Here is a 23379-nt window from a genome sequence, read left to right as displayed (position 1 = left end):
ATTTCCATAACAGTTTGACAGATATTTCGTGGAGCAGAATCGCAATGAACAATTATTCCCGTGCTAATACCGGCATTGATTTAAATCTTATCCCTGTATTTATTGAAATCGTCCGCTGCGGCAGCATGGCAAAAGCCTCTTTGCGTCTGGAGATGTCACGCCCCGCGGTAAGTCTGGCCTTAAAGCGTTTTAATCAACTCTTTGATGAACCATTATTTTTCCGAAAAGGTTTATATCTTGAACCGACGGAAAAAGCGTTAGCCTTAACCAGCTCGCTGGAAATATTAATGGGTGAAATTCACGATAATATTGCGGCAATTAATTCCGGGAAAAATAAAACCCCGGCACAGAACGTACCGGGGTTGAGTAATATTATGCAGCGGTCTGAGTCGTCACTTTGAATGATGACATCGCTTCCATCAGCTGACGCGACTGCTCCTCAAGGGAGCGGGTCGCGGCGGAGGATTGCTGCACCAGCGCAGCATTCTGCTGCGCGGTTTCGTCCATCTGATTCACCGCAATATTCACCTGCTCAATGCCGCGGCTTTGCTCCTGGGACGCGGTCGCAATCTCACGCATCAGTTTGGTCATGCGCAGCACTTCTGTTGCGATCTCATCCATCGTTTCGCCAGCCTGCTGAGCCAGCTCGCTGCCCTCGTTAACGTGGGTCTGCGAATCACTGATAAGCGATCGGATCTCTTTCGCCGCGTCGGCGCTACGGCTGGCAAGGTTTCGCACCTCGCCCGCGACGACGGCAAAACCACGCCCTTGCTCGCCCGCACGCGCCGCTTCCACGGAGGCGTTAAGCGCCAGAATATTGGTCTGGAAGGCAATACCGTCGATCACGCTCAGGATGTCGGCGATGCGCGCCGAGCTGCCGGAGATATCGCGCATTTTTTCAATCACGTAGCAGACCATTTCGCTGCCGTGATCGGCCGTATCGGACACCGACTTCGCCAGCTGGTGCGCCTGCTCGGCGTTATCCGCGTTGAGTTTCACCGTCGCGGTGATTTGTTCCATGCTGGCCGCCGTCTGCTCCAGCGACGTGGCGGTGGATTCTGTACGCTCGGCAAGATCGCGGTTTCCCAGGGTCAGTTCGCGGCTGCCGGTGTCAATTTGCGAGCTGGCATCGCGTACCCGCATTACCGAGTTCATCAGCGACTGTCGCATCTCCTCTATCACCGCGTTGAGGCGGTTAAACTCCTGACTCGCGGGCGCGGCAAGCGTATGGGTTAAATCCCCCGCCGCCACGTTCTCCAGCTGAGCAATGGAGGCCGAGAGCGGCTGGAGCAGCATATGGCGCAGCACCAGCCACGCGAGCACGATAATGCCCGCCGTCAGCAGCGCTGCGACGATAATCAGGATCAGCACGCGGGTTTTACTCGCCTGCACGGCACTCACTTCCGCCTGACCACGCGCTTCGCTCCATTTCTGAAACGCCTGCATATCGTTATCAAACTGTTTTGCCACCGGGATCAGCGTCTTCTCCAGCAGATCGTAATACCCGTCCGCGCTCTGGTCATTCAGGGTTTTCAGCATCGGGTTGATCCCCTGCTGGCTATACATCGCCAGGCTGGCCGCCACTTTATCGAGCAGCTGTTGCCCCTGCTCGTCAGCCACGCCGCCGTCGATCACGCCTTTCAGCGTTTTCTGGGCCAGGGCAACTTCCTGATTGATGTTTTTTACCGCTTTGGCCGCATCGTCCAGCATGCCGATTTCCATCATGCGGACGGCCTGGCCCGCCTCATTGCGGGCGCGCAGGATCAGCGTATAGCCTGAATTTAGCTGCACCATCTGCTCACCCTGAAGGTGATTAATGCGCTGAAGCGAAGAAGAACTCTGTGTGAGGGCATAAATGCCAATGCCGCTGACAATCAGCAGCAGAAGGGTCATAACGGCCAGTAAAGAGAGCAAGCCGGTACGAATCGATAGCGTTTTAAGCATGATATTATTTCCGGTAGCGAGATATTTCTGGGCATAAAAAAAGAGTATCGGCCGCTACCGGAAAATGTTTAGACTTTAAGCAAATTCAGCGTGTTATCGCTCTGTTACCGATGTGTTTACGCGGGTAACAGGTGAGCTTTGACGGTTCTCCCAGAGCACCGTCAGGCCACGCTGCAGGGCAATAAAAATAAACAGCAGAATGCCGATGGCGATCTTCGTCCACCAGGAGCTGAGCGTGCCGTCAAAGTTGATATAGGTTTGTATCAGCCCCTGAATCGCCACGCCGAACAGCGTCCCCAGCACCGTACCCACGCCGCCGCTAAGCAGCGTACCGCCGATGACCACAGAAGCAATCGCATCCAGCTCAACGCCAACGCCTGCAAGGGCATAGCCCGCCTGGGTATACACCGAGAAGACGATACCCGCCAGCGTCGCCAGGCCTGTCGAGAGCATATAGATGCGGATGGTAGTGCTGCGGGTCGAGATCCCCATCAGGTTTGCCGACGTAGCGTTACCGCCGATGGCGTAAACCTGATTGCCAAACCGGGTACGGTGGGCGAGGAAGATGCCGATCACCACAACGCCCAGCATCAGCAGCCCCATCGCGCTCAGACGACCGCCGCCGGGAATTTTCCACGCCAGGCTGGAGAGCGTGTCGTACACCGGATGGTTAATCGGGATCGACTCTTCCGACACCAGGTAGCTGACCCCACGGAGGAAGAACATCCCCGCGAGGGTAATGATAAACGCCGGGATTTTCAGCGCGTCGATCAGCAGCCCCATAAAGGCACCAAACGCGCAGCCCATCGCCAGCACCAGCGGAAACGCCACCAGCGGAGAGATCCCCCAGAAGCCGATCGCCTTCGCGAGGAACACGCCCGTAAACGCGATCACCGAGCCGACGGAGAGATCGATCCCGCCGGAGAGGATCACAAAGGTCATCCCGACGGCGATAATGCCTAAAAAAGCGTTATCGGTCAGTATATTGCAGATCACACGCGTGGAGGCGAAACCGGGAAACTGGGTGAGGCAGTAGAGATACCCCAGCACAAACACGCCCAGCGTGATCATTAGCGGTAAATTACGTTTTATCATGGCCACGGATCCCCTTAATGATGCTGACAAAGCGCGGCGACTGGACGATCAGCACGCAGAGCACGACCACCGCTTTCACCACCTGATTGAGTTCCGGCTGAAAACCGGAGAGCAGGATCCCGGTGTTCATGCCCTGAATAATCAGCGCGCCGATCACCGAGAGCAGCAGGTTAAAGCGCCCGCCCATCAGCGACCCGCCGCCGATGACCACCGCCAGGATCGCATCCAGCTCCAGCCAGAGCCCGGCGTTGTTGGCATCGGCCCCGCGAATATCAGCGGCGACGATGACTCCGGCGATGGCGGCGCAGATACCGCTCAGCACGTAGGTCAGCATCACCATCAGCCGGGTGTTGACCCCGGCGTTGCGCGCGGCGCGGATGTTGATCCCGACGGCCTCAATGAACATGCCCAGTGCCGTTTTGCGGGTGAAAAGCCAAAAGACAACGAGCGTGGCCAGGGCAATAATCACCGGCGTCGGGAAGAACAGAAGGTTGCCGCTACCGAGCCACGCCAGGCTCGGTGAGTTGAAGGTAACAATCTGGCCGGAGGTAATCAGCTGCGCCACCCCACGCCCGGCCACCATTAAGATAAGCGTGGCGACAAAGGGCTGGATTTTCAGCACCGCCACCAGAATGCCGTTCCATAATCCGGCCAGCACGCCGGTGCCTAAGGCCGCCAGCAGTACCACCGGCAGGCTATGCCCGGCCACGGTCATGGAGGCTGCAGTGGCCCCGGCGATAGCCATCACCGCGCCGACGGAGAGATCAATCCCGCCGGTGGCAATGACCAGCGTCATCCCGATGGCCAGCAGCGCCACGGGCGCAGCACGGTTCAGAATGTCTATCGGGCTGCCAAACAGGCGACCATCCTGCACGATAATCTGGAAGAAATGCGGTGCGACAAGGCTGTCAACCAGCAGTACCACCAGCAGCGCCGCGATTTGCGGCGTGCCGGTTGGCCAGCTGAAGCGGCGCTTTGACTCACCGGTTTGCGAAAGCGAACGGGACATCACGATTCACTCCTTATGCCGCAATGGCATTCATGATCGCCGGAACGGACAGCTTATCCAGCGGGATCTCTGCCACCTGCTTGCGATCGCGCATGATAATGACGCGATCGGCATAACCTACCAGCTCCTCCAGCTCGGACGAAATGACGAGCAGGGCCAGACCGTCTGCACACAGGGTTTCGATAAGCCGGATAATTTCGGCGTGCGCCCCCACGTCAATGCCGCGGGTCGGTTCGTCGAGGATCAGGAACTGCGGTTTGGTCAGCAGCCAGCGCGACAGCAGCACCTTCTGCTGGTTGCCGCCGGAGAGGAACTCGATCGGCTGTTCCGCGCTCGGGGTGCGGATGCCGAGCTGGCGGATAAAGCGCTCGGCTATGGCGTTTTGCTCTTTACGGGGGATCGGGCGCAGCCAGCCGCGCTGGGCCTGCAGCGCCAGAATGATATTCTCCCGCACCGAGGCCGCGGCAATGATACCGTCCGTTTTCCGATCTTCCGGGCAGAAGCCGACGCCCAGACAGGAGGCCTGATGCGGCGATCGCAGGGTTTGCGGTTTGCCCTTGATCAGCGCGCAGCCGCTGTCCGCGGGCTTGATCCCGAAGATCACCTCGGCGGTCTCGGTCCGGCCGGAGCCCAGCAGGCCCGCCAGGCCGACAATTTCGCCTGGCCGCACCTCAAGGTTAAACGGTGAGATCACTCCTTTTTTGCCGTAATCGCTGAACGCGGCGACCGGCTTCTCGCTCAGCAGCGTGCGCCCTGCGCGCTGGAGGGCGTTGGTCTCCAGCTCGCGGCCAAGCATCATTTTTACCAGCTCGATTTGCGGCAGCTCGCGGGTTTTGCGGCAGCCGACAAAGCTGCCGTTGCGCAGCACCGTAATGCGATCGCTCACCTCATACACCTGATCGAGGAAGTGGGTGACGAAGATCAGGCTGACGCCCTGATCGCGCAGCTGGCGCATCAGGGTAAAGAGCATCTCCACTTCCTGGGTATCGAGGCTGGCGGTGGGTTCGTCCAGGATGAGTACCTTCGCGGAGAGATCGATCGCGCGACAGATGGCAACGATCTGCTGCATCGCCACGGAAAAGCGGTTCAGCGGCTCGCGGACGTCGAGGGAGAAGCCGTAGGATTCCATCAGCTTTGTCGCCCGCGCCTCCATCTCTTTGCGGCGCAGCAGGCCAAAGCGTCGCGGCTCACGGCCAATAAACAAATTATCCGCCACCGACATATTCGGCAGCAGGTTCACTTCCTGATAGACCGTCCCGATCCCCAGCTGTTGGGCATGGGCGGTATTTTTTGGCGAAATGGCGTTGCCTTCCAGCCAGATGGTGCCGCGGTCGGCGTGATAAACGCCGGTCAGGGATTTAATCAGCGTCGATTTTCCCGCGCCGTTCTCGCCCAGCAGCGCCATGATCTCCCCACGCCGCAGGCTAAAATCAACGTTATCCAGCGCTTTTACGCCGGGGAAGAATTTGCTCAAGCCCTCTGTGCGGAGGATTTCCTGGTGTTGTTCAGTGGTCATGGTTTCCCCCTGCATCAAGCCGGATGGCGCAGCGCCACCCGGCATGTTCAGACAGGCTTAGTAGCCCATATTTTTCTTCTTCTCTAACTCTTCTTTCGCCGTGTCAGGCAGGTAGAGCGTGGATTTGGTAACCGTCACTTTCTCCGGCATCGTGCCGTCTTTCTTGAATTTCTCCAGCGCGTCGAATGCCGGGCCCGCCATGTTTGGCGTCAGCTCCACGCTGGCGTTGGCTTCGCCGTCAATCATCGCTTTGTAGATATCCGGCACGCCGTCGATAGAGCCGGTGAGGATATCTTTGCCCGGCTTCAGGCCTGCTTCTTTAATTGCCTGAATCGCGCCGATTACCATGTCATCGTTGTGGGCGTAAACCATGCAGATATTCTTGCCGTTGTTTTCAGCCTTAATGAAGCTCTCCATGACCTCTTTACCTTTACTACGGGTAAAGTCGCCGGACTGAGAGCGGATGATCTTGATGTTTGGCGCTTTCGCGATGGCTTCAGCAAAGCCTTTTTTACGGTCGATGGCCACGCTCGCGCCGACGGTGCCCTGCAGCTCAACGACGTTACACGGCTTGCCGTCGACCTGTTTCACCAGCCAGTCGCCAATCAACTGCCCTTCAAGCACGTTGTTAGCGGTGACGGTTGTCATATAAAGGGATTTGTCTTTGACGTCGATGGAACGGTCGAGCAGGAAGACCGGGATCTCAGCGTCTTTCGCTTCCTTCAGGACGGGTTCCCAGCCGGTTGCCACGACGGGTGCAATAAAGATGGCATCCACGCCCTGGGCGATAAAGGAGCGCACGGCTTTGATCTGATTCTCTTGTTTTTGCTGACCATCGGCGATTTTCAGGGTAATGCCGCGTTTCTGAGCTTCGCTTTTCGCCACGTTGGTTTCTGCCGCTCGCCAGCCAGATTCAGAGCCGACCTGCGAAAAACCTACGGTTAAGGGAGCGGCCATCGCCATAGACGACATGGCTGCCGAAACTGCTGTGACCAGGAGTAAGCGCTTCCACATATGAACGTCCTCGTAGGGTGAGTTATTGTTGGTTAAAAGATGTTCTGCGGAATGACTATAGCCCATGAAATATGTAACGAATTGCGTTACATCACACTTCAGAAAAGTGAATAAAACGTTAATCACAAGTTTGTAATCGCTTTCATTTCTCCATGAAAAATGCGGCTGAGTTTATGGATTTTTCTGTCATGGAATCGGTCTGAAAAGTGGGAAGAACGTGGAGAGAAGGCGAAAACAGGCGGAGACATTCAGCGCGAGTTGGCTATAATACCTGCCACTTATTTACCATCCATTTTAAAGGACACCGACATGAGCTTACTCAACGTCCCAGCGGGTAAAGAACTGCCAGAAGACATCTACGTAGTTATCGAAATCCCGGCTAACGCAGATCCGATCAAATACGAAGTGGACAAAGAGAGCGGCGCCCTGTTCGTAGACCGTTTCATGTCTACCGCGATGTTCTATCCGTGCAACTACGGTTACATCAACCATACCCTGTCTCTGGACGGTGACCCGGTTGACGTGCTGGTCCCAACGCCATACCCACTGGAGCCAGGCTCCGTCATTCGCTGCCGTCCAGTTGGCGTGCTGAAAATGACCGACGAATCCGGTGAAGATGCGAAGCTGGTTGCGGTACCGCACACCAAGCTGAGCAAAGAGTACGATCACATCAAAGATGTGAACGACCTGCCAGAGCTGCTGAAAGCGCAGATCACTCACTTCTTCGAGCACTACAAAGACCTCGAAAAAGGCAAGTGGGTTAAAGTTGACGGCTGGGACAACGCAGAAGCAGCGAAAGCGGAAATCATCTCCTCTTTCGAACGCGCTGCTAAGAAGTAATTCTTACTGCCGATTGATGAAAGCCCCGCACGTCGGGGCTTTTTTTGTGGCGGGCGCGCAGCTGGGCCTACAGTGAACATGTAGGCCGGGTAAGCGTAGCGCCACCCGGCAAGAGGCGTAAAAAAACAACGCCACCTCACGGTGGCGCTGTTTTTTTCAGTACTGGTCTCTGTCTAACCAGTTACCGCTTACAATCCGCGTTAACCCTTCGACCGGACGCTGGTAGACATACATCCACGCGCTTCCGTACGGCGTCTGGATCAACTGGCGTGCGTATTCACCGCCCCTGGTGCGCAAGGCATCAAGTTCGGCAAGTGTCGCGTTATCAATACGATAAACTTCACCCTGTACTGTTCCTTCGCCCGGAACCGCGCCTGGATAGTGGCCCAGGCTGTACAACTGGTAGTTCTCGATATCGTAATTCCCCAGTAGCTGGGCATTGGTCATCCAGTGACTGTTGCCTTGCCTGGTTCGTAAACTGCCGTAGACAAATATTCGCATTGCTAAAACTCAAACTGATAGAGCAGATCAAGTGCCTGGTCTACGCCGGACACTGCTTCCAGATATAGCTTAGGCATCAGGCGATAGCGTAACGTGAGTGTTGCCAGTGAGTCAAAGATCCCCACACCATATTTTACCTGCAGACCCGGCAGTACATAGCCGCTGACCACCACCTGCGAGGAGTCACCCACGCCCTGGGTGTCCAGCGCCAGATTGCTTACGCCGAACGTCTCGCCGATTTTACCCACAACCTGCCCACTTTGTGCAACCCCCAGACCCACTAACATCGAGGTCATCGCCGCGCTGTCGCTCTGACCGCTGTCCAGACCTTGTCCACGCAGCAGATAAGAGAGGGCTTCCTGCTGCGACATCGCCGGGTCAGAGAAGATCTCCGCCTTCGGTTCGTCGGCGGAACCGGTAACGCGTACGCCAGCAATAACGTCGTTTTCCGTCGCTTCAGGGTTACGAATCGCTTCGATGTTCAACAGAGGCTGATCCGGTGGACCGGAGAATAGCAGCTCGCCTTTACGGACGATCAGATCCTGACCATACGCATGGAAACGCCCTTCAGGAATATTAATTTGCCCGTTCAGGCCAAGCCCTTGTTTATCCTGCGCCACCTTCAGGTCGCCCGTGAGCCTCGCCTTCAGCCCAAACGCATTCAACCGCACGTTATTCCCCACGTGCACGATAAGATTACTATTAATCGGTATGCCCGCGCTCTTCTGTTCGACAGGTTTCAGATTTTCATTGAGCATAACTTCATCACTTGAGACGCCGACCGCGCTTTCCGGCACGTCGTGAACCACGATGCGCGCCCACGGCACGTCGACGCGTCCGTCAAGCGTGAAGAGGCTTGGCGTGGCTTCAAAGACCACATCAGGCGAGACGTCCAGGCGTACCATCGGCGGTACGGTGATGCGCACCTTGCTGCCTTTCGCGGCAATACGCGCGCGCCAGTTATCGAGCTGGCTCCAGTCCGCGTCGCCGCTCAGGTTGATTTGCCCTTGCTGCGTCAGTACCGAGCCGCTCAGCGTCGAGCTCATGCCGTTGAAATTCATCGCGATCTGGCTGGGCTGCATGTCAAACGGCATAAAGTTGCCGTCAATATCCACGCCGCTAAGCCGCATCTGACCGAACAGCTGCGGGCTTTGCGCGTTGCCGGCCAGGCGCAGGTTAGCGTTCAGCATGCCCTCGGCTTTTTCCCCGCGGGCGAAAATCGGGTTCACCATCGCCAGGTTGAAGTTACGGATGTTCACGTTACCGCCCAGATTACGCCGTCCCTGCGGATCGGTAATCTGGACCTGCCCATCCAACTGGCCGTTGTTGGTCAGGCGGATTGTCCACCCCAGCTGTGCGCGATTGTTATGCAGATCGGCACTCAGGTTCAGAGTATCGAACGCCACCGGAAGGGGCGCGTTGTTGACCTCCTGCGTCACCTTCACGTTACGCCCGGACAGCGTGACGCTGCCCTGCGGCAGCCCCTCTTTGGTGGTATCCCAGGCGACATCGGCTTTTCCGCTGAAGACGCCGCTCGCCTGTGTTGTATCCGGCATAAATGGCTTTAGCATCGCCAGATCGAAGCGGTTGAGGTTGATCTGCGCCCGCCCTTCCGCGCCCGCATCGATGGTCTGCGGCACGCACAGCTCCGCATTCGGATTGGTCCAGCAGTGTGGCCCAATGCTGATCTTCTGCTCGGCGTTGCGGTAGTCCAGGGCGATGGAGCGCGAGAGCGCCAGCGGCCCGACCGGCGTATTGAAACGGGTGTTATCCAGCGTACCTTTCCAGCGCTCCTCTTTGCGGTCAAAGCTGCCGGTGAGGTGAAGCTGGCCGGAGACCGGCTCGCCCTGCACGCGCAGCTGGAGATCGTGCTGCTTCTCGTTCCCTTTGGCATCCAGGGTGACCAGGCTAATGTTCACGTCCGGCTGAGAAATGCGCTCCACGCGCAGGTTCAGGTTACCGCCGATCTGATCGGTGGATTTCACATCCCCTTCCACACGTACTCGGGCAACGCTCAGCTCCTGCCAGCGCAGGTTATTGGCGGTAATGTCCGCCAGCAGCTGCGGCGCGTCTACCGTGCCGCGCACCTTCACGAGTCCTTTCGCCGTGCCGCCAAGCCCCGGCAGGGCGTTATCCAGATTCGGCGCGTCGATGGTGGCGTCCAGATTGAGATCTTTCACCCCCAGCTCGCCTTTGATATCCGCCGTGTTGCGGCCCAGCGCCACGTGCAGCCCTGGGATAACCCACTGCAGATAGCTGTTGCCTTTCACCGAGCCTTCAACGTTAACCTTGTTCTGCTTCACGTTCCCGGTGAGCTTAATTTCCGGCACGTCCATCTGCCACGTACCGCCGTACAGGCTGCCGCGGGTTTTGATCAGGCCATCCAGTTTTGAAGGCCAGTCCGGCACCTCTTTGGCGGTATTAATGCCCGTCAGCTTCAGCTCTCCGCGCCAGCTGATCGCCTGCTGCCAGTCGAGCAGCGCGGTCAGCTCGGTTTTGCCTTCAAGCGCCGCGACGGTCATCTTGTCGAGGTTGACCTGCTGTTCGTTGCCCTTCGCATCCAGCGTAATGTTCGCGGGCGGCACGCCCTGCCCCTTCACCGCGGTGCGGAACGAGAGCGTGTAGTCGGTCATCTTGCCGCTCAGCTTCAGCTTAAGATCATCGGCCTGGAACTGTTTTTCGCCGGTGAACGGCCAGGAAAGCTGCTTGCTGACCACCTCAAGATTGAGCGGCAGCCCGGCTTCCGCCAGCTGGGTTTGCGCGCGCAGGACCATGTCCACCGGGCCGGAGAGATTCACGCCAACATCGAGCTTATCGCGCAGCGCCCCGCCCACCTTGACCTTCACCTTTTCGCCTTTCAGCGGATCGATGTTGAGGGCACTGTTAAGCGTGATGTCCACCGGCCAGTTATCGCGCAGCAGGGCATTCCCTGACGCATTCACCGAGCCCTGGTTGGTGTCGATATCCAGCGCGTCGAGCTTCATGTTGCCGTCAATGCTGCTGACCTTCAGCAGCATATTGTAGACCGTCAGGTCGGTATCGCCCGTCAGACGCAGCTGTTCGCCTTTGAACTCCTCAATGTTGAGGTTCAGCGGCAGGTGAACGTCGGTCATTTCCGGCAGGACAGGCTTCGAGAAGAGATCTTTCAGCGTTTCGCCCAGCGGCTTCTCTTCCGGCTGCGGGTTCTGAATTTTCGGCTCGACGATCTCTTCCTGCGCCACGTCGGCCACCTTCGGCAGCGCGATCAGCAAGCCCTGCAACGACGTGGGCGTCAGGGTCAGGTTTTTCTCCTGCCAGCGCAGGCCGGAGGTGAAATCCATCACGGACACGGTGGTGTCGTCGATTTTGATATTGACGTTATCGAGCGCCACCCGATAGAGCGCGATCGGGTAAGGCGTGGAGAGATTCAGCGGGCCGCTGTCCTCTTCCTCGACCGGCGCAGACTTCGGCATTTTTTTCGAATCTATCGCCACGTTGACGTCTTTAAGCGACAGGTCGTTGACGCAGAGCTTACTGTCACGCAGACAGCCCAGCTTCACCGCGAGATGAAACTCCCCGGCGTTCACCGCCACGCCCGGCTGCTCGTAGCGGATATTCTTCAGACGCAGATCGCGCCAGCCGCCCGTCACCTGACCAATCTCCAGCCCCGGCACCCAGCGGTTCGCGGCGTTAAACAGCAGATGCAGCCCGGTCGTCGTTCCAACCAGAAACGCCACCGTACCGAGCAGCAGCACGATAAAAATCAGCACCCCGAGGCTTATTTTCTTCCATAAACTCATAATTCAGGCCCCAGACCGATGTAAAACTGTAATCCGTGTTCATCTTTGTCGCCGACAGGCACGGCGAAGTCGAGCTTGATGGGTCCGACTGGCGACTGCCAGCGTACGCCCACGCCCGCGCCGGTTTTAAAGTCGCTGCGGCGGATATCGTTCACCGCTTCACCGCCGTCAACAAACATGGCGCCCCACCACTTTCCGCTGACGTTGTACTGATACTCCAGCGATCCCGTCGCCAGTTTTGACGCACCGGTCAGCTGGCCCTTTTCGTTCTCAGGTGAGATCGATTTGTACTTATACCCACGAATGCTGCGGTCGCCCCCGGCGAAGAAGCGCAGATCCGGCGGAACGCGCTCGAAGTCTCCCGTTTCAATCCAGCCGAGATTGCCGCGCATCACAAAGCGGTGTTTGTCGTACAGCGTGCGGATCCAAACGTTTTGCGCCTGAATCACCGAGAAATCCACGTCGGAGCCCCAGGCGGAGTTGGAATAATCGATCGAGTAGCGCTGTGAGTCGCCCCAGGTCGGCATCAGCCCCCCGCGCGAACGGGTTCGGCTGATCATTACGCCCGGATAAAGCAGCATGGTGGTATTGGTGACGTTGGCCTGGGTAAAGTGGTCCAGGCTCCAGCGCAGGTTAATGGCGCGCTGCCAGCCGCTGGAGAGATCCCAGAAGCGGGAGACCGCAAGCGTCGTGGAGTCCTGCTTGGTGTCGTTTAAATCGGTGCGCTTAAAACCGCCCTGCAGAAGGTAATATTGCTCAAGCGGATTTTTCAGCAGCGGCATTTTGTAGCTGAAATCAAGCTGCTGCTCGGGCGCAGAGAGGCTCAGGCTGGTGGTCAGGCTGTGGCCGTACGAGTTCATCCACGGTTTTTTCCACGAGGTTTTCACGCGTGGTCCGACATCCGTCGAGTAGCCAACACCGGTCTCAATGGTGTTCTCGGTGCGCGGCGAGACAACGCCATGCAGCGGCAACACCTTGGTTTTGCGAGACTTCTCAAATTCCGGTGCGACAACTACGGAGTTAAACCAGCCGGTAGCGGAGAGGCGTCGGTTCAGCTCTCCGAGATCGCTCGACTGGTAGTAATCCCCTTTTTTGAAAGGCACGAGGTTTTGCAGGTACTCTTCGCGAATTTGCGAACCTTCAAACGTCACGTCGCCAAAGCGGTAGCGCTCTCCACTGTCGTAGTCGATATCCCAGAAGGCCTGACGTCTCTCCAGCGCAATGCCCAGCTGGCTTTTATTGAACTGGCTGTCAAAGTAGCCCTTACGCAGGGAAACATTCGTCAGCTCTTTTTTGAAATGGTCGTAGTCACCGTGGTTAAGCACGGTACCGATTTTCGGCCGCGTGCTGAGCAGGTCCAGATAATCCCGGTCGGTACGCGCCCCGCCGCGCAGGATGACGTTCGTACCGCCAATCAGTACCGGCTCACCCGGCGAAACGCGGGCAATAAGGACCTGGCGCCCCTTCTTTGGCGGCGGACGGAGGTCAAAATCAATGGTGGGTTCGTAATACCCCAGCGCTTTCAGCCCTTCACGGATCGCATCATCTACGCGCGCGCGAAAACGCCGGTCCGGCGTCACCTCATCACTCTGGATGGTCGACAACTGCGCACGCACGTTTTTTTGTAGCGCCCCGGATAACCCCTCAACCTGCAAACGGACATTCGCCGCGCTGGCAATCCCGCTTGTCAGCAACACACTGACTAAACATAACTGGCGGATTTTTGTCACGTTTTCTCCTGAATATCCCTGTTTCCACCCTGGAAGCAAATGAAGTGCCGCTCCGCGGCAAAATACGGCCTGTGGCCAAAAACCCGAATCGCGGGTTGAAAATGGGTGTAACACCCAAATATTTCTTATGATTAAATCTAGACTGATTCAGCGCATTTATTGTGTTCAATTAAACGCTTCGTGACAACCTTAACTGAAACATCGCACCCCGGGAGGCCCCATCGTGAGTTTATTCGACAAAAAGCATCTGGTTTCACAAGCTGATGCATTACCGGGACGCAACACCCCTATGCCTGTGGCGACCTTACACGCCGTCAATAACCACTCCATGACCAACGTGCCGGAGGGAATGGAAATCGCCCTGTTCGCCATGGGCTGTTTCTGGGGCGTTGAGCGCCTCTTCTGGCAACTCCCCGGCGTTTACAGCACGGCGGCTGGCTACACGGGCGGTTACACGCCGAATCCTACCTATCGCGAAGTTTGCTCCGGCGAAACCGGGCATGCGGAAGCAGTGCGCGTGGTCTATGACCCTGCGGTAATCAGCTACGAACAGCTGCTGCAGGTCTTCTGGGAGAACCACGACCCGGCGCAGGGCATGCGTCAGGGCAACGACCACGGCACACAGTATCGCTCGGCCATTTATCCGCTCACGCCGGAGCAAGATGCCGCCGCGCGCGCCAGCCTTGAGCGTTTCCAGCAGGCCATGCGTGAAGCGGGCGACACGCGCGAGGTGACGACGGAAATCACAACCGCGAAACCATTCTATTATGCGGAAGACGATCACCAGCAGTATCTGCATAAAAACCCGTACGGCTACTGCGGTATCGGGGGCATCGGCGTCTGCCTGCCGCCACAGCTGGCCTGATTTCCGTTCCAGCGCCACGCGAGCAGCGTGGCGCACACGGCAGTGACAGCGTTGTCTCATAACCTAACCACCACGCGTTGGCCGCTCCCTCCGGCTATCTTCGTCAAAATGTGACCTCTGGCAGATTTACATCTCTTTACGCTATACTACCCGCTGAAATAATCGGCTCAACGCTACGAGCTGGTGTTCAATGTGTTTTCACACAAATGGTATCAACTCCCCTTCTGAGGATCTGGCGAGAAGCCGGATAAACTATGTTAAACAGTATTTTAGTAATACTTTGTCTGATTGCCGTCAGCGCATTTTTCTCGATATCTGAGATCTCGCTGGCCGCGTCCCGTAAAATCAAACTGAAGCTGCTTGCCGATGAAGGCAACATCAATGCCACCCGCATCCTGAAAATGCAGGAAAACCCCGGCATGTTCTTCACCGTGGTGCAGATTGGCCTCAACGCGGTGGCCATACTCGGCGGTATCGTGGGTGATGCGGCGTTTTCTCCGGCGTTTTACAGCCTGTTTGTTAAGTACATGTCCGTTGAACTGGCCGAACAGCTCAGCTTTATCCTCTCCTTCTCGCTGGTAACCGGCTTGTTCATCCTCTTTGCAGACCTGACCCCGAAACGCATCGGTATGATTGCGCCAGAAGCTGTGGCTTTGCGTATCATCAACCCGATGCGCTTCTGTCTGTACGTGTTTCGTCCGCTGGTGTGGTTCTTCAACGGCCTGGCGAACGTGATTTTCCGCATCTTTAAGCTGCCTATGGTGCGTAAAGACGACATCACGTCTGACGACATCTATGCGGTAGTGGAAGCCGGCGCGCTGGCCGGGGTGCTGCGCAAGCAGGAACACGAGCTGATTGAGAACGTGTTCGAACTGGAATCCCGTACCGTACCGTCTTCCATGACGGGCCGTGAAAGCATTATCTGGTTCGATTTACATGAAGATGAGCAGAGCCTGAAGAACAAAGTGGCGCAGCATCCACACTCTAAGTTCCTTGTCTGTAATGAAGATATCGACCACATCATCGGTTACGTCGACTCCAAAGACCTGCTGAACCGCGTACTGGCAAACCAGAGCCTGGCGCTCAACAGCGGCGTGCAGATCCGCAATACCCTAATTGTGCCGGACACTCTGACGCTCTCAGAAGCGCTGGAAAGTTTCAAAACCGCCGGGGAAGACTTCGCGGTTATCATGAACGAATACGCCCTGGTGGTGGGTATTATCACCCTGAACGACGTGATGACCACGCTGATGGGCGACCTGGTTGGCCAGGGGCTGGAAGAGCAGATTGTCCAGCGTGACGATAATTCATGGCTGATTGATGGCGGCACGCCGATTGAAGACGTAATGCGCGTGCTGGATATCGACGAGTTCCCGCAGTCCGGTAACTACGAGACCATCGGCGGCTTTATGATGTTTATGCTGCGTAAAATCCCGAAACGTACCGACTCGGTGAAGTTCTCCGGCTACAAGTTTGAGGTGGTGGATATTGATAACTACCGCATCGACCAGCTGCTGGTGACGCGCATCGACAACAAACCGACCGTACTGGTTCCGAAGCTGCCGGATGCGGAAGAGAAGGTATCGGCGTAAGGTTCCAGCCTCCACAAACATCAACGGCTCCCATTGGGAGCCGTTTTTTTAACTACTGCATAGCACGTTGGTTAAGCCATCTCAGTTTGCAGACGCATAACCTGACGGTTGACTTCGGACATCACAGACAGGTGCTGTTTGTCCTTCACTTTTGGGACAAGGATCTTGCCCTTATCAAACTCAAAAGCGCCAACATCCTTGATATACAACCGTCCACGGAACAGGATCTTCACGTACTTCGCCACCTGAAGCGGGTTGTAGCGTTGGAAAATTTTCATTCTTGTATCTCCTGCGAATCATACGCTCTTGCGGTGCCACAATCGGCCCGACTGTCCTGAGCGCAAATTTTAATGCCCAATGACTATAGACCAGAACTACGGTGTTACCCAGTGTGCATAAGTTTATTTACCGTTTGATTACAATTATTCAGAATAATCTTTGCAAAGCGTGACCGGGCGCAGTATAAGCCGTCGTTTTTTCATGGATATGTGCGTTCACCCGCAAACTGGCATCGGGATTGCGGGAAAACCACATTGATCGCACTTATGATTAAAGCGTAAGACCAAGTGGTCGGATCACCTGCAAACAATAAGGAAACGCCATGACCCTACGTAATATCCTTGCAGCAGCCTGCCTGCTGCTGCCTCTGTGGGCTTCCGCTCACAACATTGAAAAAGGACAACGTGTACCGCCAGTCGGCATTGCTGACCGGGGAGAATTGATTCTCGACAATGATAAGTTTAGCTACAAACCCTGGAATAGCGCGCAGCTCGCGGGCAAAGTGAGAGTTGTACAACATATTGCCGGTCGTACATCCGCAAAAGAGAAAAATGCCAACCTGGTGGAAGCGATCAAGGCCGCGAAATTCCCGCACGACCGCTACCAGACGACCACTATTGTTAATACCGATGACGCCATTCCGGGCTCCGGGATGTTTGTGCGCTCAAGCCTTGAGAGCAATAAAAAGCTCTATCCGTGGTCGCAGTTTATCGTCGACAGCAACGGCGTCACCCGTAAGGCCTGGCAGCTGGAGGAAGAAAGCTCAGCGATTATTGTGTTGGATAAGGAAGGTCGCGTGCAGTGGGCGAAAGACGGCGCGTTAACCCAGGAAGAGGTGCAGCAGGTTGTCGACCTGCTGCATAAGCTGCTGGCTCAATAAATAGAGACGCGGAAGCCGGGGTTAAGGAAGGATTCGCGCGGGGTGTAGTCCAGCGGTTTGCCCTGCCAGTCATGAACATGCGCCCCGGCGGCCGCAGCAACGGCATGCCCGGCGGCGGTATCCCAGATATTGGTTGGCCCAAAGCGAGGATACAGCTGCGCATGGCCTTCCGCCACCAGGCAGAATTTCAGCGACGAGCCGATCGAGGTGGTCTGGTGTTCACCCAGCTGCTGCAGGTACTCCTGCAGTTCGCTGTCGCTGTGCGAGCGGCTAATTACCACCAGCGGCGGACGCGCATCGCGCACCTGGATCTGCTTGCGCACGCCGCACTCTTCCTTCCACGCCTTCCCTTCTGCGGCGCTGTACATCACCTTCATTACCGGCGCGTAAACCACACCCAGCACCGCTTTCCCTTTCTCAATCAGGGCGATATTGACGGTGAATTCACCGTTGCGCTTGATGAACTCTTTTGTCCCGTCCAGCGGATCGACCAGCCAGTAGCGCTGCCAGTGCTGGCGCTCGTCCCAGCTTTGCGGCGCTTCTTCTGACAGGACGGGGATGTCCGGCGTTAAGGCCTGTAACCCTTTGAGGATCACCTTATGCGCGGCAATATCCGCCGCCGTGACCGGAGAATCGTCGGCTTTGCTGACAACCTCCATAGGTTTAATACCGTCATACACCTGCATGATGGCATCTCCCGCATCCCGTGCGAGCTGACAAATTTTTTCTAGCATTTTCCACCTCTTTGTTAACGCAGTGAGGTTAACTCTTTGTTTTAGTTATATCGTAATGTGAACAATTCCGCTATCTGTGAAGCAATTCCGGTTTCAGGTTACTTTTTTCTGTCAGGATTCACATTTCTGTAAGCAACAAGCTATAGATACATACTCTTTTGTGGTCTGCATCGAAAAAAGGACTCCTCTGATGATTAAGTTTAGTGCAACGCTTCTGGCGACGCTGATTGCAGCGAGCGTGCAGGCGGCGACGGTAGATCTGCGTATTCTGGAAACGACCGATCTGCACAGCAACATGATGGACTTCGATTACTACAAAGATACCCCGACGGAAAAATTCGGACTGGTACGCACGGCAAGCCTGATCGATGCGGCACGCGGCGAAGTGAATAACAGCGTGCTGGTCGACAATGGCGATCTCATTCAGGGCAGCCCGCTTGGGGACTACATGGCGACCAGGGGGTTGAAAAAAGGCGAGATCCATCCTGTTTATAAAGCGATGAACACCCTGGATTACACCGTCGGCAACCTCGGCAACCACGAATTCAACTACGGTTTGAAATACCTTCACGATGCCCTGGCCGGCGCGAAATTCCCGTACGTTAACGCCAATATCATCGACGTTAAAACGCAAAAGCCGCTCTTTACCCCATACCTGATTAAAAATACCGAGGTTGTCGATCGGGACGGGAAAAAACAAACGCTCAAAATCGGCTATATCGGTTTTGTCCCGCCGCAGATCATGACGTGGGATAAGGCCAACCTCGACGGTAAGGTGACCGTCAACGATATCACCGAAACCGCGCGTAAATACGTGCCGGAAATGCGCAAAAAAGGCGCCGATCTGGTGGTCGTTGTCGCCCACTCGGGTCTCTCTGCCGATCCGTATCAGGCCATGGCAGAAAACTCCGTTTACTATCTGAGTGAAGTCCCTGGCGTCGACGCGATCCTGTTCGGCCATGCCCACGCGGTCTTCCCGGGTAAAGATTTCGTCAGCATCAAAGGGGCTGACATTGAGAAAGGGACGCTCAACGGCGTGCCGTCGGTGATGCCAGGTATGTGGGGCGACCATCTTGGCGTAGTGGATCTGGTGCTGAATAACGACGGTGGCAGCTGGAAGGTGACGCAGTCAAAAGCCGAAGCGCGCCCGATCTACGACGCTGCAGCGAAAAAATCTCTGGCGGCTGAAGATAAAAAACTGGTCAACGTGCTGAAGCACGATCACGACGCCACGCGCGAATTCGTCAGCAAGCCGATCGGCAAATCCGCCGATAACATGTACAGCTTCCTGGCGCTGGTGCAGGACGACCCGACCGTTCAGGTCGTCAACATGGCGCAGAAAGCCTATGCCGAACACTTTGTGCAGGGCGATCCGGATCTGGCAAAACTGCCGGTCCTGTCAGCCGCTGCGCCATTCAAAGTGGGCGGGCGTAAGAATGACCCGGCCAGCTATGTTGAAGTCGAAAAGGGCCAGCTGACCTTCCGTAACGCCGCCGACCTCTACCTCTACCCGAACACGCTGGTGGTGGTTAAAGCCACTGGGAAAGAGGTAAAAGAGTGGCTGGAGTGTTCTGCCGGACAGTTTAACCAGATTGACCCTAACAGCAGTAAGCCGCAGTCGCTGATTAACTGGGACGGCTTCCGTACCTATAACTTCGATGTGATCGACGGCGTGAACTACCAGATTGACGTCACCCAGCCGGCGAAATATGACGGCGAGTGCCAGATGATTAACCCGCAGGCGGAGCGCATCAAAAACCTGACCTTCAACGGCAAGGCGATCGACCCGAATGCCACCTTCCTGGTGGCGACCAATAACTACCGTGCCTACGGAGGTAAGTTTGCCGGTACGGGAGATAGCCATATCGCCTTTGCCTCGCCGGACGAGAACCGCTCGGTGCTTGCGGCGTGGATCAGCGCGGAGTCGAAGAAGGCGGGCGAAATTCATCCTGCGGTGGATAACAACTGGCGTCTGGCACCGATCCACAGCGATACGAAACTGGATATTCGCTTTGAAACGTCGCCATCCGACAAGGCAGCCACGTTTATCAAGGAGAAGGCGCAGTATCCAATGAAACAGGTCGCGACGGATGATATTGGGTTCGCGATTTATCAGGTGGATTTAAGCAAGTAGCGGCGATTGTGCCGGGTGGAGCTTCGCTTACCCGGCCTACGGGATGAAAGAGTACGGGTAGGCCGGGTAAGCGAAGCGCCACCCGGCTTTTACGCCGCGCGATCGTCCCTGTTCGCCATCACCTTCGGCGTATTCACCTCAATCCAGTCAGCCAGCGCGGCAACTTTCTCGCTGACCTCAATACCCATCGGCGTCAGGCTATACTCTACGTGCGGCGGCACGACCGGATACGATACGCGATCGACAAACCCGTCCTGCTCCAGCGCCTGAAGCGACTGGGACAGCATCTTTTCGCTCACCCCGCCCATTTTGCGGCGCAGATCGCTAAAGCGATGCGTTCCCTGGCGCAGCGCCAGCAGAATCAGTACCCCCCAGCGGCTGGTTACATGTTTGAGCACCTCTCGTGAAGGGCACTGCTCCGCGAAAAGATTGCCATCGCGCATTTGTTCGCTGAGCGTCGGTATCGTTGTTTTCATACTTACCTTTTTGTACGTACTTACTAAAAGTTAGCTATGGTGCTAGTGTGCCACAACATCAGACAAACACGAAGGAGATTCATCATGATCGCGATTACCGGCGCTACCGGCCAGCTTGGCCATCTCGTTATCGAACAGCTGCTGAAAACCGTACCGGCCAAGCAGATTGTGGCCATCGTACGTAACCCGGCGAAAGCGCAAGCCTTAAGCCAGCAGGGGATTGTGGTTCGTCAGGCTGACTACACGGATGAAGCCGCCTTCGCCGCCGCGCTGAGCGGCGTGGATAAGCTTCTGCTGATCTCTTCCAGCGAAGTCGGCCAGCGCGCGACCCAGCACCAGAACGTGATTAACGCCGCCAAAACGGCTGGGGTGAAATTTATCGCCTACACCAGCCTGCTGCATGCGGATACATCGCCGCTCGGCCTGCACGTTGAACACGTTGCCACTGAAAAAGCGCTGGCGGCGTCCGGGATTCCTTATGCCCTGCTGCGCAACGGCTGGTATACCGAAAACTACCTGGCGAGCGCGCCGCCTGCGCTGGAACACGGCGTGTTTATTGGTGCGGCAGGCGAAGGCAAAATTGCCTCTGCCACCCGCGCAGACTATGCCGCGGCGGCAGCCAAAGTGATCGCTGAAGAGGGCCATGCGGGCAAGGTGTATGAACTGGCGGGCGACCACGGCTGGACGCTGAGCGAACTGGCAGCTGAGCTCAGCAAACAGAGCGGGAAACCGGTAACCTATCAGAATCTCAGTGAAGCAGATTTTGCCGCCGCGCTTAAAAGCGTCGGTCTGCCTGCCGGGCTGGCTGATATGCTGGCGGATTCCGATGTGGGCGCGTCCAAAGGGGGACTGTTTGACGATGGCCATACGCTGAGCAAACTGATCGGGCGCGCAACGACACCGCTGGCGCAGAGCATTAAAGCCATTCTTTAACGGTGTCACCGTTCTTTCCTGCGGCCGGGTGATTTCCCTTACCCGGCCCACACATATTGATTAATAATAAAAACAGATATAACGATTAAAAATCCGGGTATTCTTTTTCCGTCGCGTACGTTATCGGTTTTTCAAATCCGGGAATGGTGATGCCATCCCTGGCAATCTCAATATCTTCCTCATTTATCCCCTGCTGGCCAAACAGATAAATGACGTTGAGTTCACCCTGCGAAGCCGACTCGTCGTACGCGTTCGCCTGATGTTGCACCTCGCGGTTACGCTGCTGATAATCCGCAAATACCGCGTCCCCGTAGCGTTTGCGCAACCATTGATGGGTAAGCTTTGGCGAGTAAACCACCCCCGTGGCATTATTACCGCCAAAGCCTTTTGAATTAATAAAGGCAATTTGCCCCTGGCCTTCCTCTAATTTGTAGTCCTGAAGAGGAATGGATAAGCGTGCGTTATTCACCTGCGGCGCGATCTGGGTTACGCTTTTAATTCCCGGTAAAATGCCATAGCGGAAGACGCCGAGGCAGCTGATGAGCTGGTCGCCGCTGGCGGGTCCCAGGGAGTGACCGAGATACGATTTCACCGCCGTCACCGGCCAGTCGCGGATCGCAAAGGCTTGCGCAACGCGGTCAAAAATATCCGCTTCGGAGACGCAATTCTTCGGCGTGCTTGAACCGTGCGCCTGAATAAACGATCCCTTTTGCACCGCCTCCATTCCGACCATCGATACTGCCGAAGCCACAGCTTTCGCCATGGTGATGTAGTTCCCCGGTCCCGGTGAGGCAATAGACCGCTTAAAGCCGTCAGCGTTGATAAAGACATTCCCCACCGAACCGTGGATCTCAGCCCCAAGCTGCAGCGCCAGCTCGTCGTCCATTAACACGACATACTGGCTGGATTCTGCGATCACAAAACCGCAGCTGTTGCCAAACGGGCGGCTGCTGTTACGCCAGTCGGGCGTTTCCGTTTCATCAATATGCTTAAGCTTGCTCTCCGTTGCCAGGGCGCCCATGGCGTCGAATCCTTCGATCGCTTCGGAGATGACCGGCGCTTCGGCGCTGCCCACAACGGCCACGCGAATGCGTCCCGCTTTTATATCTTCGACTGCCGCATTGAGGTTATACAGAAACGTGGCGCACGCCCCCAGCGTGGCGCTGGTATGGCCAACGCTACCCAGCACATACGCATTGAGGAAATCAGCGCACATGCTGTTCAGGCCCAGCGGACACTGTTTGGCGCTGACGCGCTGGCCTTTCAGGCGCGACTGGAGCATACCGCCAAAGCCATAATCGTCGAGCTGTCCCATGATATTGCCCGAATAGACCCCGAGCTGATCCGGCGCGATCGCTGCCTGTATCTCGCGCCACGGGATCCCCAGAGCGTTGATGGCGTCCGATGCCCCGACAATCGCCATTTGTAACGCCCGCGGATGGAACTGCGAATTGTAATGGTCACCCGGCCGGAATCCCTGCGGCAGCAAACCTGCAGCCTGAACCTCCGTGCGCAACAACGCCTCAATTTTACAGTCCATCTCTCCCTGAACGGTAATACGCACGCGCCGATCCGCTAATTCCTCAACCTGCCATCCCGCCGGTAAGGGATGCGGTAACTGTCTGGCTGAGATATTAAAGCTGAATCCTTCTTCGCCAGAAACCATATTCAATTTTGCATGGCTGGTGATAGCATCGACATCAAAATAGTCGCGCGTAATTATTCTGATAAGGGTTCCTTCCAGCGTCTCGTCTTTTATCTGCGCGGCAGCCTGAGCGGGCGTAAATCTTTTACCTGAAATGTCGCAATACCCACCTTCATCATATTTAAGTACGCCCATCAGAATAGCTAACGATAATAACGTCTCCTGCCTTTCCTCTTCCGATAATGAATCAATAATCATTCGGCGAAATGCATGATGAAAAGAACTACGACCAGCTGGACTATAGCCGCCAAAAGCCGTTATTACGGGTAATTTCACCATAATTCATCCTGTAGTGGTCGTAGATTTATTTTGTGCAAGTGCGATAATTTCAGATATTAGTTTACAAATTACCG

The 23379-nt window shown here is 56.1% G+C and carries 19 protein-coding genes; 7 read left to right on the top strand and 12 right to left on the bottom strand.

Annotation, left to right across the window (positions count from 1 at the left end):
• Positions 1-44 precede the first annotated feature (44 nt).
• Positions 45-401, top strand: a complete 357-nt coding sequence (locus UR504_RS19215; protein ID WP_127729386.1) for a helix-turn-helix domain-containing protein — start codon at positions 45-47, stop codon at positions 399-401.
• Here UR504_RS19215 and UR504_RS19210 read toward each other — a convergent pair.
• The 5 genes from UR504_RS19210 to ytfQ all read right to left on the bottom strand — a co-directional run bounded on the left by UR504_RS19210 (position 373) and on the right by ytfQ (position 6578).
• Positions 373-1944, bottom strand: coding sequence for a methyl-accepting chemotaxis protein (locus UR504_RS19210; RefSeq protein ID WP_302235586.1), 1572 nt, complete (start codon positions 1942-1944; stop codon positions 373-375). The genes UR504_RS19215 and UR504_RS19210 overlap by 29 nt on opposite strands.
• Positions 1945-2037: 93 nt before the next feature.
• Positions 2038-3039: a galactofuranose ABC transporter, permease protein YjfF gene (gene yjfF / locus UR504_RS19205; protein ID WP_023293434.1), complete on the bottom strand. Its 1002-nt coding sequence runs from the start codon at positions 3037-3039 to the stop codon at positions 2038-2040.
• The gene (gene ytfT, locus UR504_RS19200) at positions 3026-4051 is read right to left on the bottom strand and encodes a galactofuranose ABC transporter, ATP-binding protein YtfT (protein ID WP_188035109.1); all 1026 of its coding nucleotides are present in this window, start codon (positions 4049-4051) and stop codon (positions 3026-3028) included. Before ytfT ends, yjfF begins: the two co-directional genes overlap by 14 nt.
• Positions 4052-4061: 10 nt before the next feature.
• The gene (gene ytfR / locus UR504_RS19195) at positions 4062-5564 is read right to left on the bottom strand and encodes a galactofuranose ABC transporter, ATP-binding protein YtfR (RefSeq protein ID WP_302235585.1); all 1503 of its coding nucleotides are present in this window, start codon (positions 5562-5564) and stop codon (positions 4062-4064) included.
• Between the two features lie 57 nt (positions 5565-5621).
• Complete coding sequence (gene ytfQ, locus UR504_RS19190) at positions 5622-6578, bottom strand: galactofuranose ABC transporter substrate-binding protein YtfQ (RefSeq protein WP_014882271.1); 957 nt, start codon at positions 6576-6578, stop codon at positions 5622-5624.
• A 309-nt stretch (positions 6579-6887) separates the two neighbouring features.
• On the opposite strand from ytfQ, the gene ppa reads away from it, so the two are divergent.
• Complete coding sequence (ppa, locus tag UR504_RS19185; RefSeq protein ID WP_111965368.1) at positions 6888-7418, top strand: inorganic diphosphatase; 531 nt, start codon at positions 6888-6890, stop codon at positions 7416-7418.
• Between the two features lie 156 nt (positions 7419-7574).
• On the opposite strand, the gene UR504_RS19180 is transcribed toward ppa, so the two are convergent.
• The 3 genes from UR504_RS19180 to tamA are packed head-to-tail and all read right to left on the bottom strand — an operon-like array spanning position 7575 to position 13428.
• Positions 7575-7919, bottom strand: a complete 345-nt coding sequence (locus UR504_RS19180) for a gamma-glutamylcyclotransferase (RefSeq protein WP_111965369.1) — start codon at positions 7917-7919, stop codon at positions 7575-7577.
• Between the two features lie 2 nt (positions 7920-7921).
• Complete coding sequence (tamB, locus tag UR504_RS19175; RefSeq protein WP_320740032.1) at positions 7922-11698, bottom strand: autotransporter assembly complex protein TamB; 3777 nt, start codon at positions 11696-11698, stop codon at positions 7922-7924.
• Complete coding sequence (gene tamA, locus UR504_RS19170; protein WP_127729377.1) at positions 11695-13428, bottom strand: autotransporter assembly complex protein TamA; 1734 nt, start codon at positions 13426-13428, stop codon at positions 11695-11697. Before tamA ends, tamB begins: the two co-directional genes overlap by 4 nt.
• Before the next feature lie 223 nt (positions 13429-13651).
• Here tamA and msrA point away from each other — a divergent pair, with 223 nt between their 5' ends.
• Positions 13652-14293: a peptide-methionine (S)-S-oxide reductase MsrA gene (gene msrA, locus UR504_RS19165; protein WP_023310171.1), complete on the top strand. Its 642-nt coding sequence runs from the start codon at positions 13652-13654 to the stop codon at positions 14291-14293.
• Positions 14294-14547: 254 nt separating this feature from the next.
• Complete coding sequence (locus tag UR504_RS19160) at positions 14548-15885, top strand: hemolysin family protein (protein ID WP_023310162.1); 1338 nt, start codon at positions 14548-14550, stop codon at positions 15883-15885.
• 71 nt (positions 15886-15956) lie between these two features.
• Here the strand turns inward: UR504_RS19160 and UR504_RS19155 are convergent, their stop codons facing one another.
• Positions 15957-16163, bottom strand: a complete 207-nt coding sequence (locus tag UR504_RS19155; RefSeq protein WP_008501430.1) for a DUF1107 domain-containing protein — start codon at positions 16161-16163, stop codon at positions 15957-15959.
• 323 nt (positions 16164-16486) lie between these two features.
• Here UR504_RS19155 and UR504_RS19150 point away from each other — a divergent pair, with 323 nt between their 5' ends.
• Entirely contained in the window at positions 16487-17044 is a 558-nt protein-coding gene (locus UR504_RS19150; protein WP_023310161.1) for a YtfJ family protein, read from the top strand.
• On the opposite strand, the gene cysQ is transcribed toward UR504_RS19150, so the two are convergent.
• Positions 17038-17778: a 3'(2'),5'-bisphosphate nucleotidase CysQ gene (gene cysQ / locus UR504_RS19145; protein ID WP_111965373.1), complete on the bottom strand. Its 741-nt coding sequence runs from the start codon at positions 17776-17778 to the stop codon at positions 17038-17040. The genes UR504_RS19150 and cysQ overlap by 7 nt on opposite strands.
• A 190-nt stretch (positions 17779-17968) precedes the next feature.
• Here cysQ and UR504_RS19140 point away from each other — a divergent pair, with 190 nt between their 5' ends.
• Positions 17969-19912 carry a bifunctional 2',3'-cyclic-nucleotide 2'-phosphodiesterase/3'-nucleotidase gene (locus UR504_RS19140; RefSeq protein WP_136195707.1) on the top strand — a complete coding sequence of 648 codons (1944 nt, stop codon included), beginning with the start codon at positions 17969-17971 and terminating at the stop codon, positions 19910-19912.
• Positions 19913-20001: 89 nt separating this feature from the next.
• Here the strand turns inward: UR504_RS19140 and UR504_RS19135 are convergent, their stop codons facing one another.
• Positions 20002-20388, bottom strand: coding sequence for a winged helix-turn-helix transcriptional regulator (locus UR504_RS19135; protein WP_023331869.1), 387 nt, complete (start codon positions 20386-20388; stop codon positions 20002-20004).
• Positions 20389-20472: 84 nt separating this feature from the next.
• Here UR504_RS19135 and UR504_RS19130 point away from each other — a divergent pair, with 84 nt between their 5' ends.
• Entirely contained in the window at positions 20473-21321 is an 849-nt protein-coding gene (locus UR504_RS19130) for an SDR family oxidoreductase (protein ID WP_320740029.1), read from the top strand.
• Positions 21322-21406: 85 nt separating this feature from the next.
• On the opposite strand, the gene UR504_RS19125 is transcribed toward UR504_RS19130, so the two are convergent.
• On the bottom strand, positions 21407-23224 hold the full coding sequence (locus UR504_RS19125; protein ID WP_320740028.1) for a beta-ketoacyl synthase: 1818 nt from the start codon (positions 23222-23224) through the stop codon (positions 21407-21409).
• Positions 23225-23379 lie beyond the last annotated feature (155 nt).

Origin of the sequence: Enterobacter sp. 241F3 (genome assembly GCF_034106785.1) — a bacterium.
GTDB lineage: Bacteria > Pseudomonadota > Gammaproteobacteria > Enterobacterales > Enterobacteriaceae > Enterobacter > Enterobacter vonholyi.
Note: the sequence above shows the minus strand (reverse complement) of the source record. Positions and strands in the feature narration are given on the sequence as shown.

Coding starts and splice junctions, on each gene's coding strand:
- UR504_RS19180 (WP_111965369.1), bottom strand. CDS start 7,919: ATGCGAATATTTGTCTACGGCAGTTTACGAACCAGGCAAGGCAACAGT.
- ytfQ (WP_014882271.1), bottom strand. CDS start 6,578: ATGTGGAAGCGCTTACTCCTGGTCACAGCAGTTTCGGCAGCCATGTCG.
- UR504_RS19135 (WP_023331869.1), bottom strand. CDS start 20,388: ATGAAAACAACGATACCGACGCTCAGCGAACAAATGCGCGATGGCAAT.
- yjfF (WP_023293434.1), bottom strand. CDS start 3,039: ATGATAAAACGTAATTTACCGCTAATGATCACGCTGGGCGTGTTTGTG.
- UR504_RS19210 (WP_302235586.1), bottom strand. CDS start 1,944: ATGCTTAAAACGCTATCGATTCGTACCGGCTTGCTCTCTTTACTGGCC.
- ytfR (WP_302235585.1), bottom strand. CDS start 5,564: ATGACCACTGAACAACACCAGGAAATCCTCCGCACAGAGGGCTTGAGC.
- UR504_RS19155 (WP_008501430.1), bottom strand. CDS start 16,163: ATGAAAATTTTCCAACGCTACAACCCGCTTCAGGTGGCGAAGTACGTG.
- UR504_RS19150 (WP_023310161.1), top strand. CDS start 16,487: ATGACCCTACGTAATATCCTTGCAGCAGCCTGCCTGCTGCTGCCTCTG.
- UR504_RS19160 (WP_023310162.1), top strand. CDS start 14,548: ATGTTAAACAGTATTTTAGTAATACTTTGTCTGATTGCCGTCAGCGCA.
- UR504_RS19215 (WP_127729386.1), top strand. CDS start 45: ATGAACAATTATTCCCGTGCTAATACCGGCATTGATTTAAATCTTATC.
- ppa (WP_111965368.1), top strand. CDS start 6,888: ATGAGCTTACTCAACGTCCCAGCGGGTAAAGAACTGCCAGAAGACATC.
- cysQ (WP_111965373.1), bottom strand. CDS start 17,778: ATGCTAGAAAAAATTTGTCAGCTCGCACGGGATGCGGGAGATGCCATC.
- UR504_RS19125 (WP_320740028.1), bottom strand. CDS start 23,224: ATGATTATTGATTCATTATCGGAAGAGGAAAGGCAGGAGACGTTATTA.
- UR504_RS19140 (WP_136195707.1), top strand. CDS start 17,969: ATGATTAAGTTTAGTGCAACGCTTCTGGCGACGCTGATTGCAGCGAGC.
- tamB (WP_320740032.1), bottom strand. CDS start 11,698: ATGAGTTTATGGAAGAAAATAAGCCTCGGGGTGCTGATTTTTATCGTG.
- UR504_RS19130 (WP_320740029.1), top strand. CDS start 20,473: ATGATCGCGATTACCGGCGCTACCGGCCAGCTTGGCCATCTCGTTATC.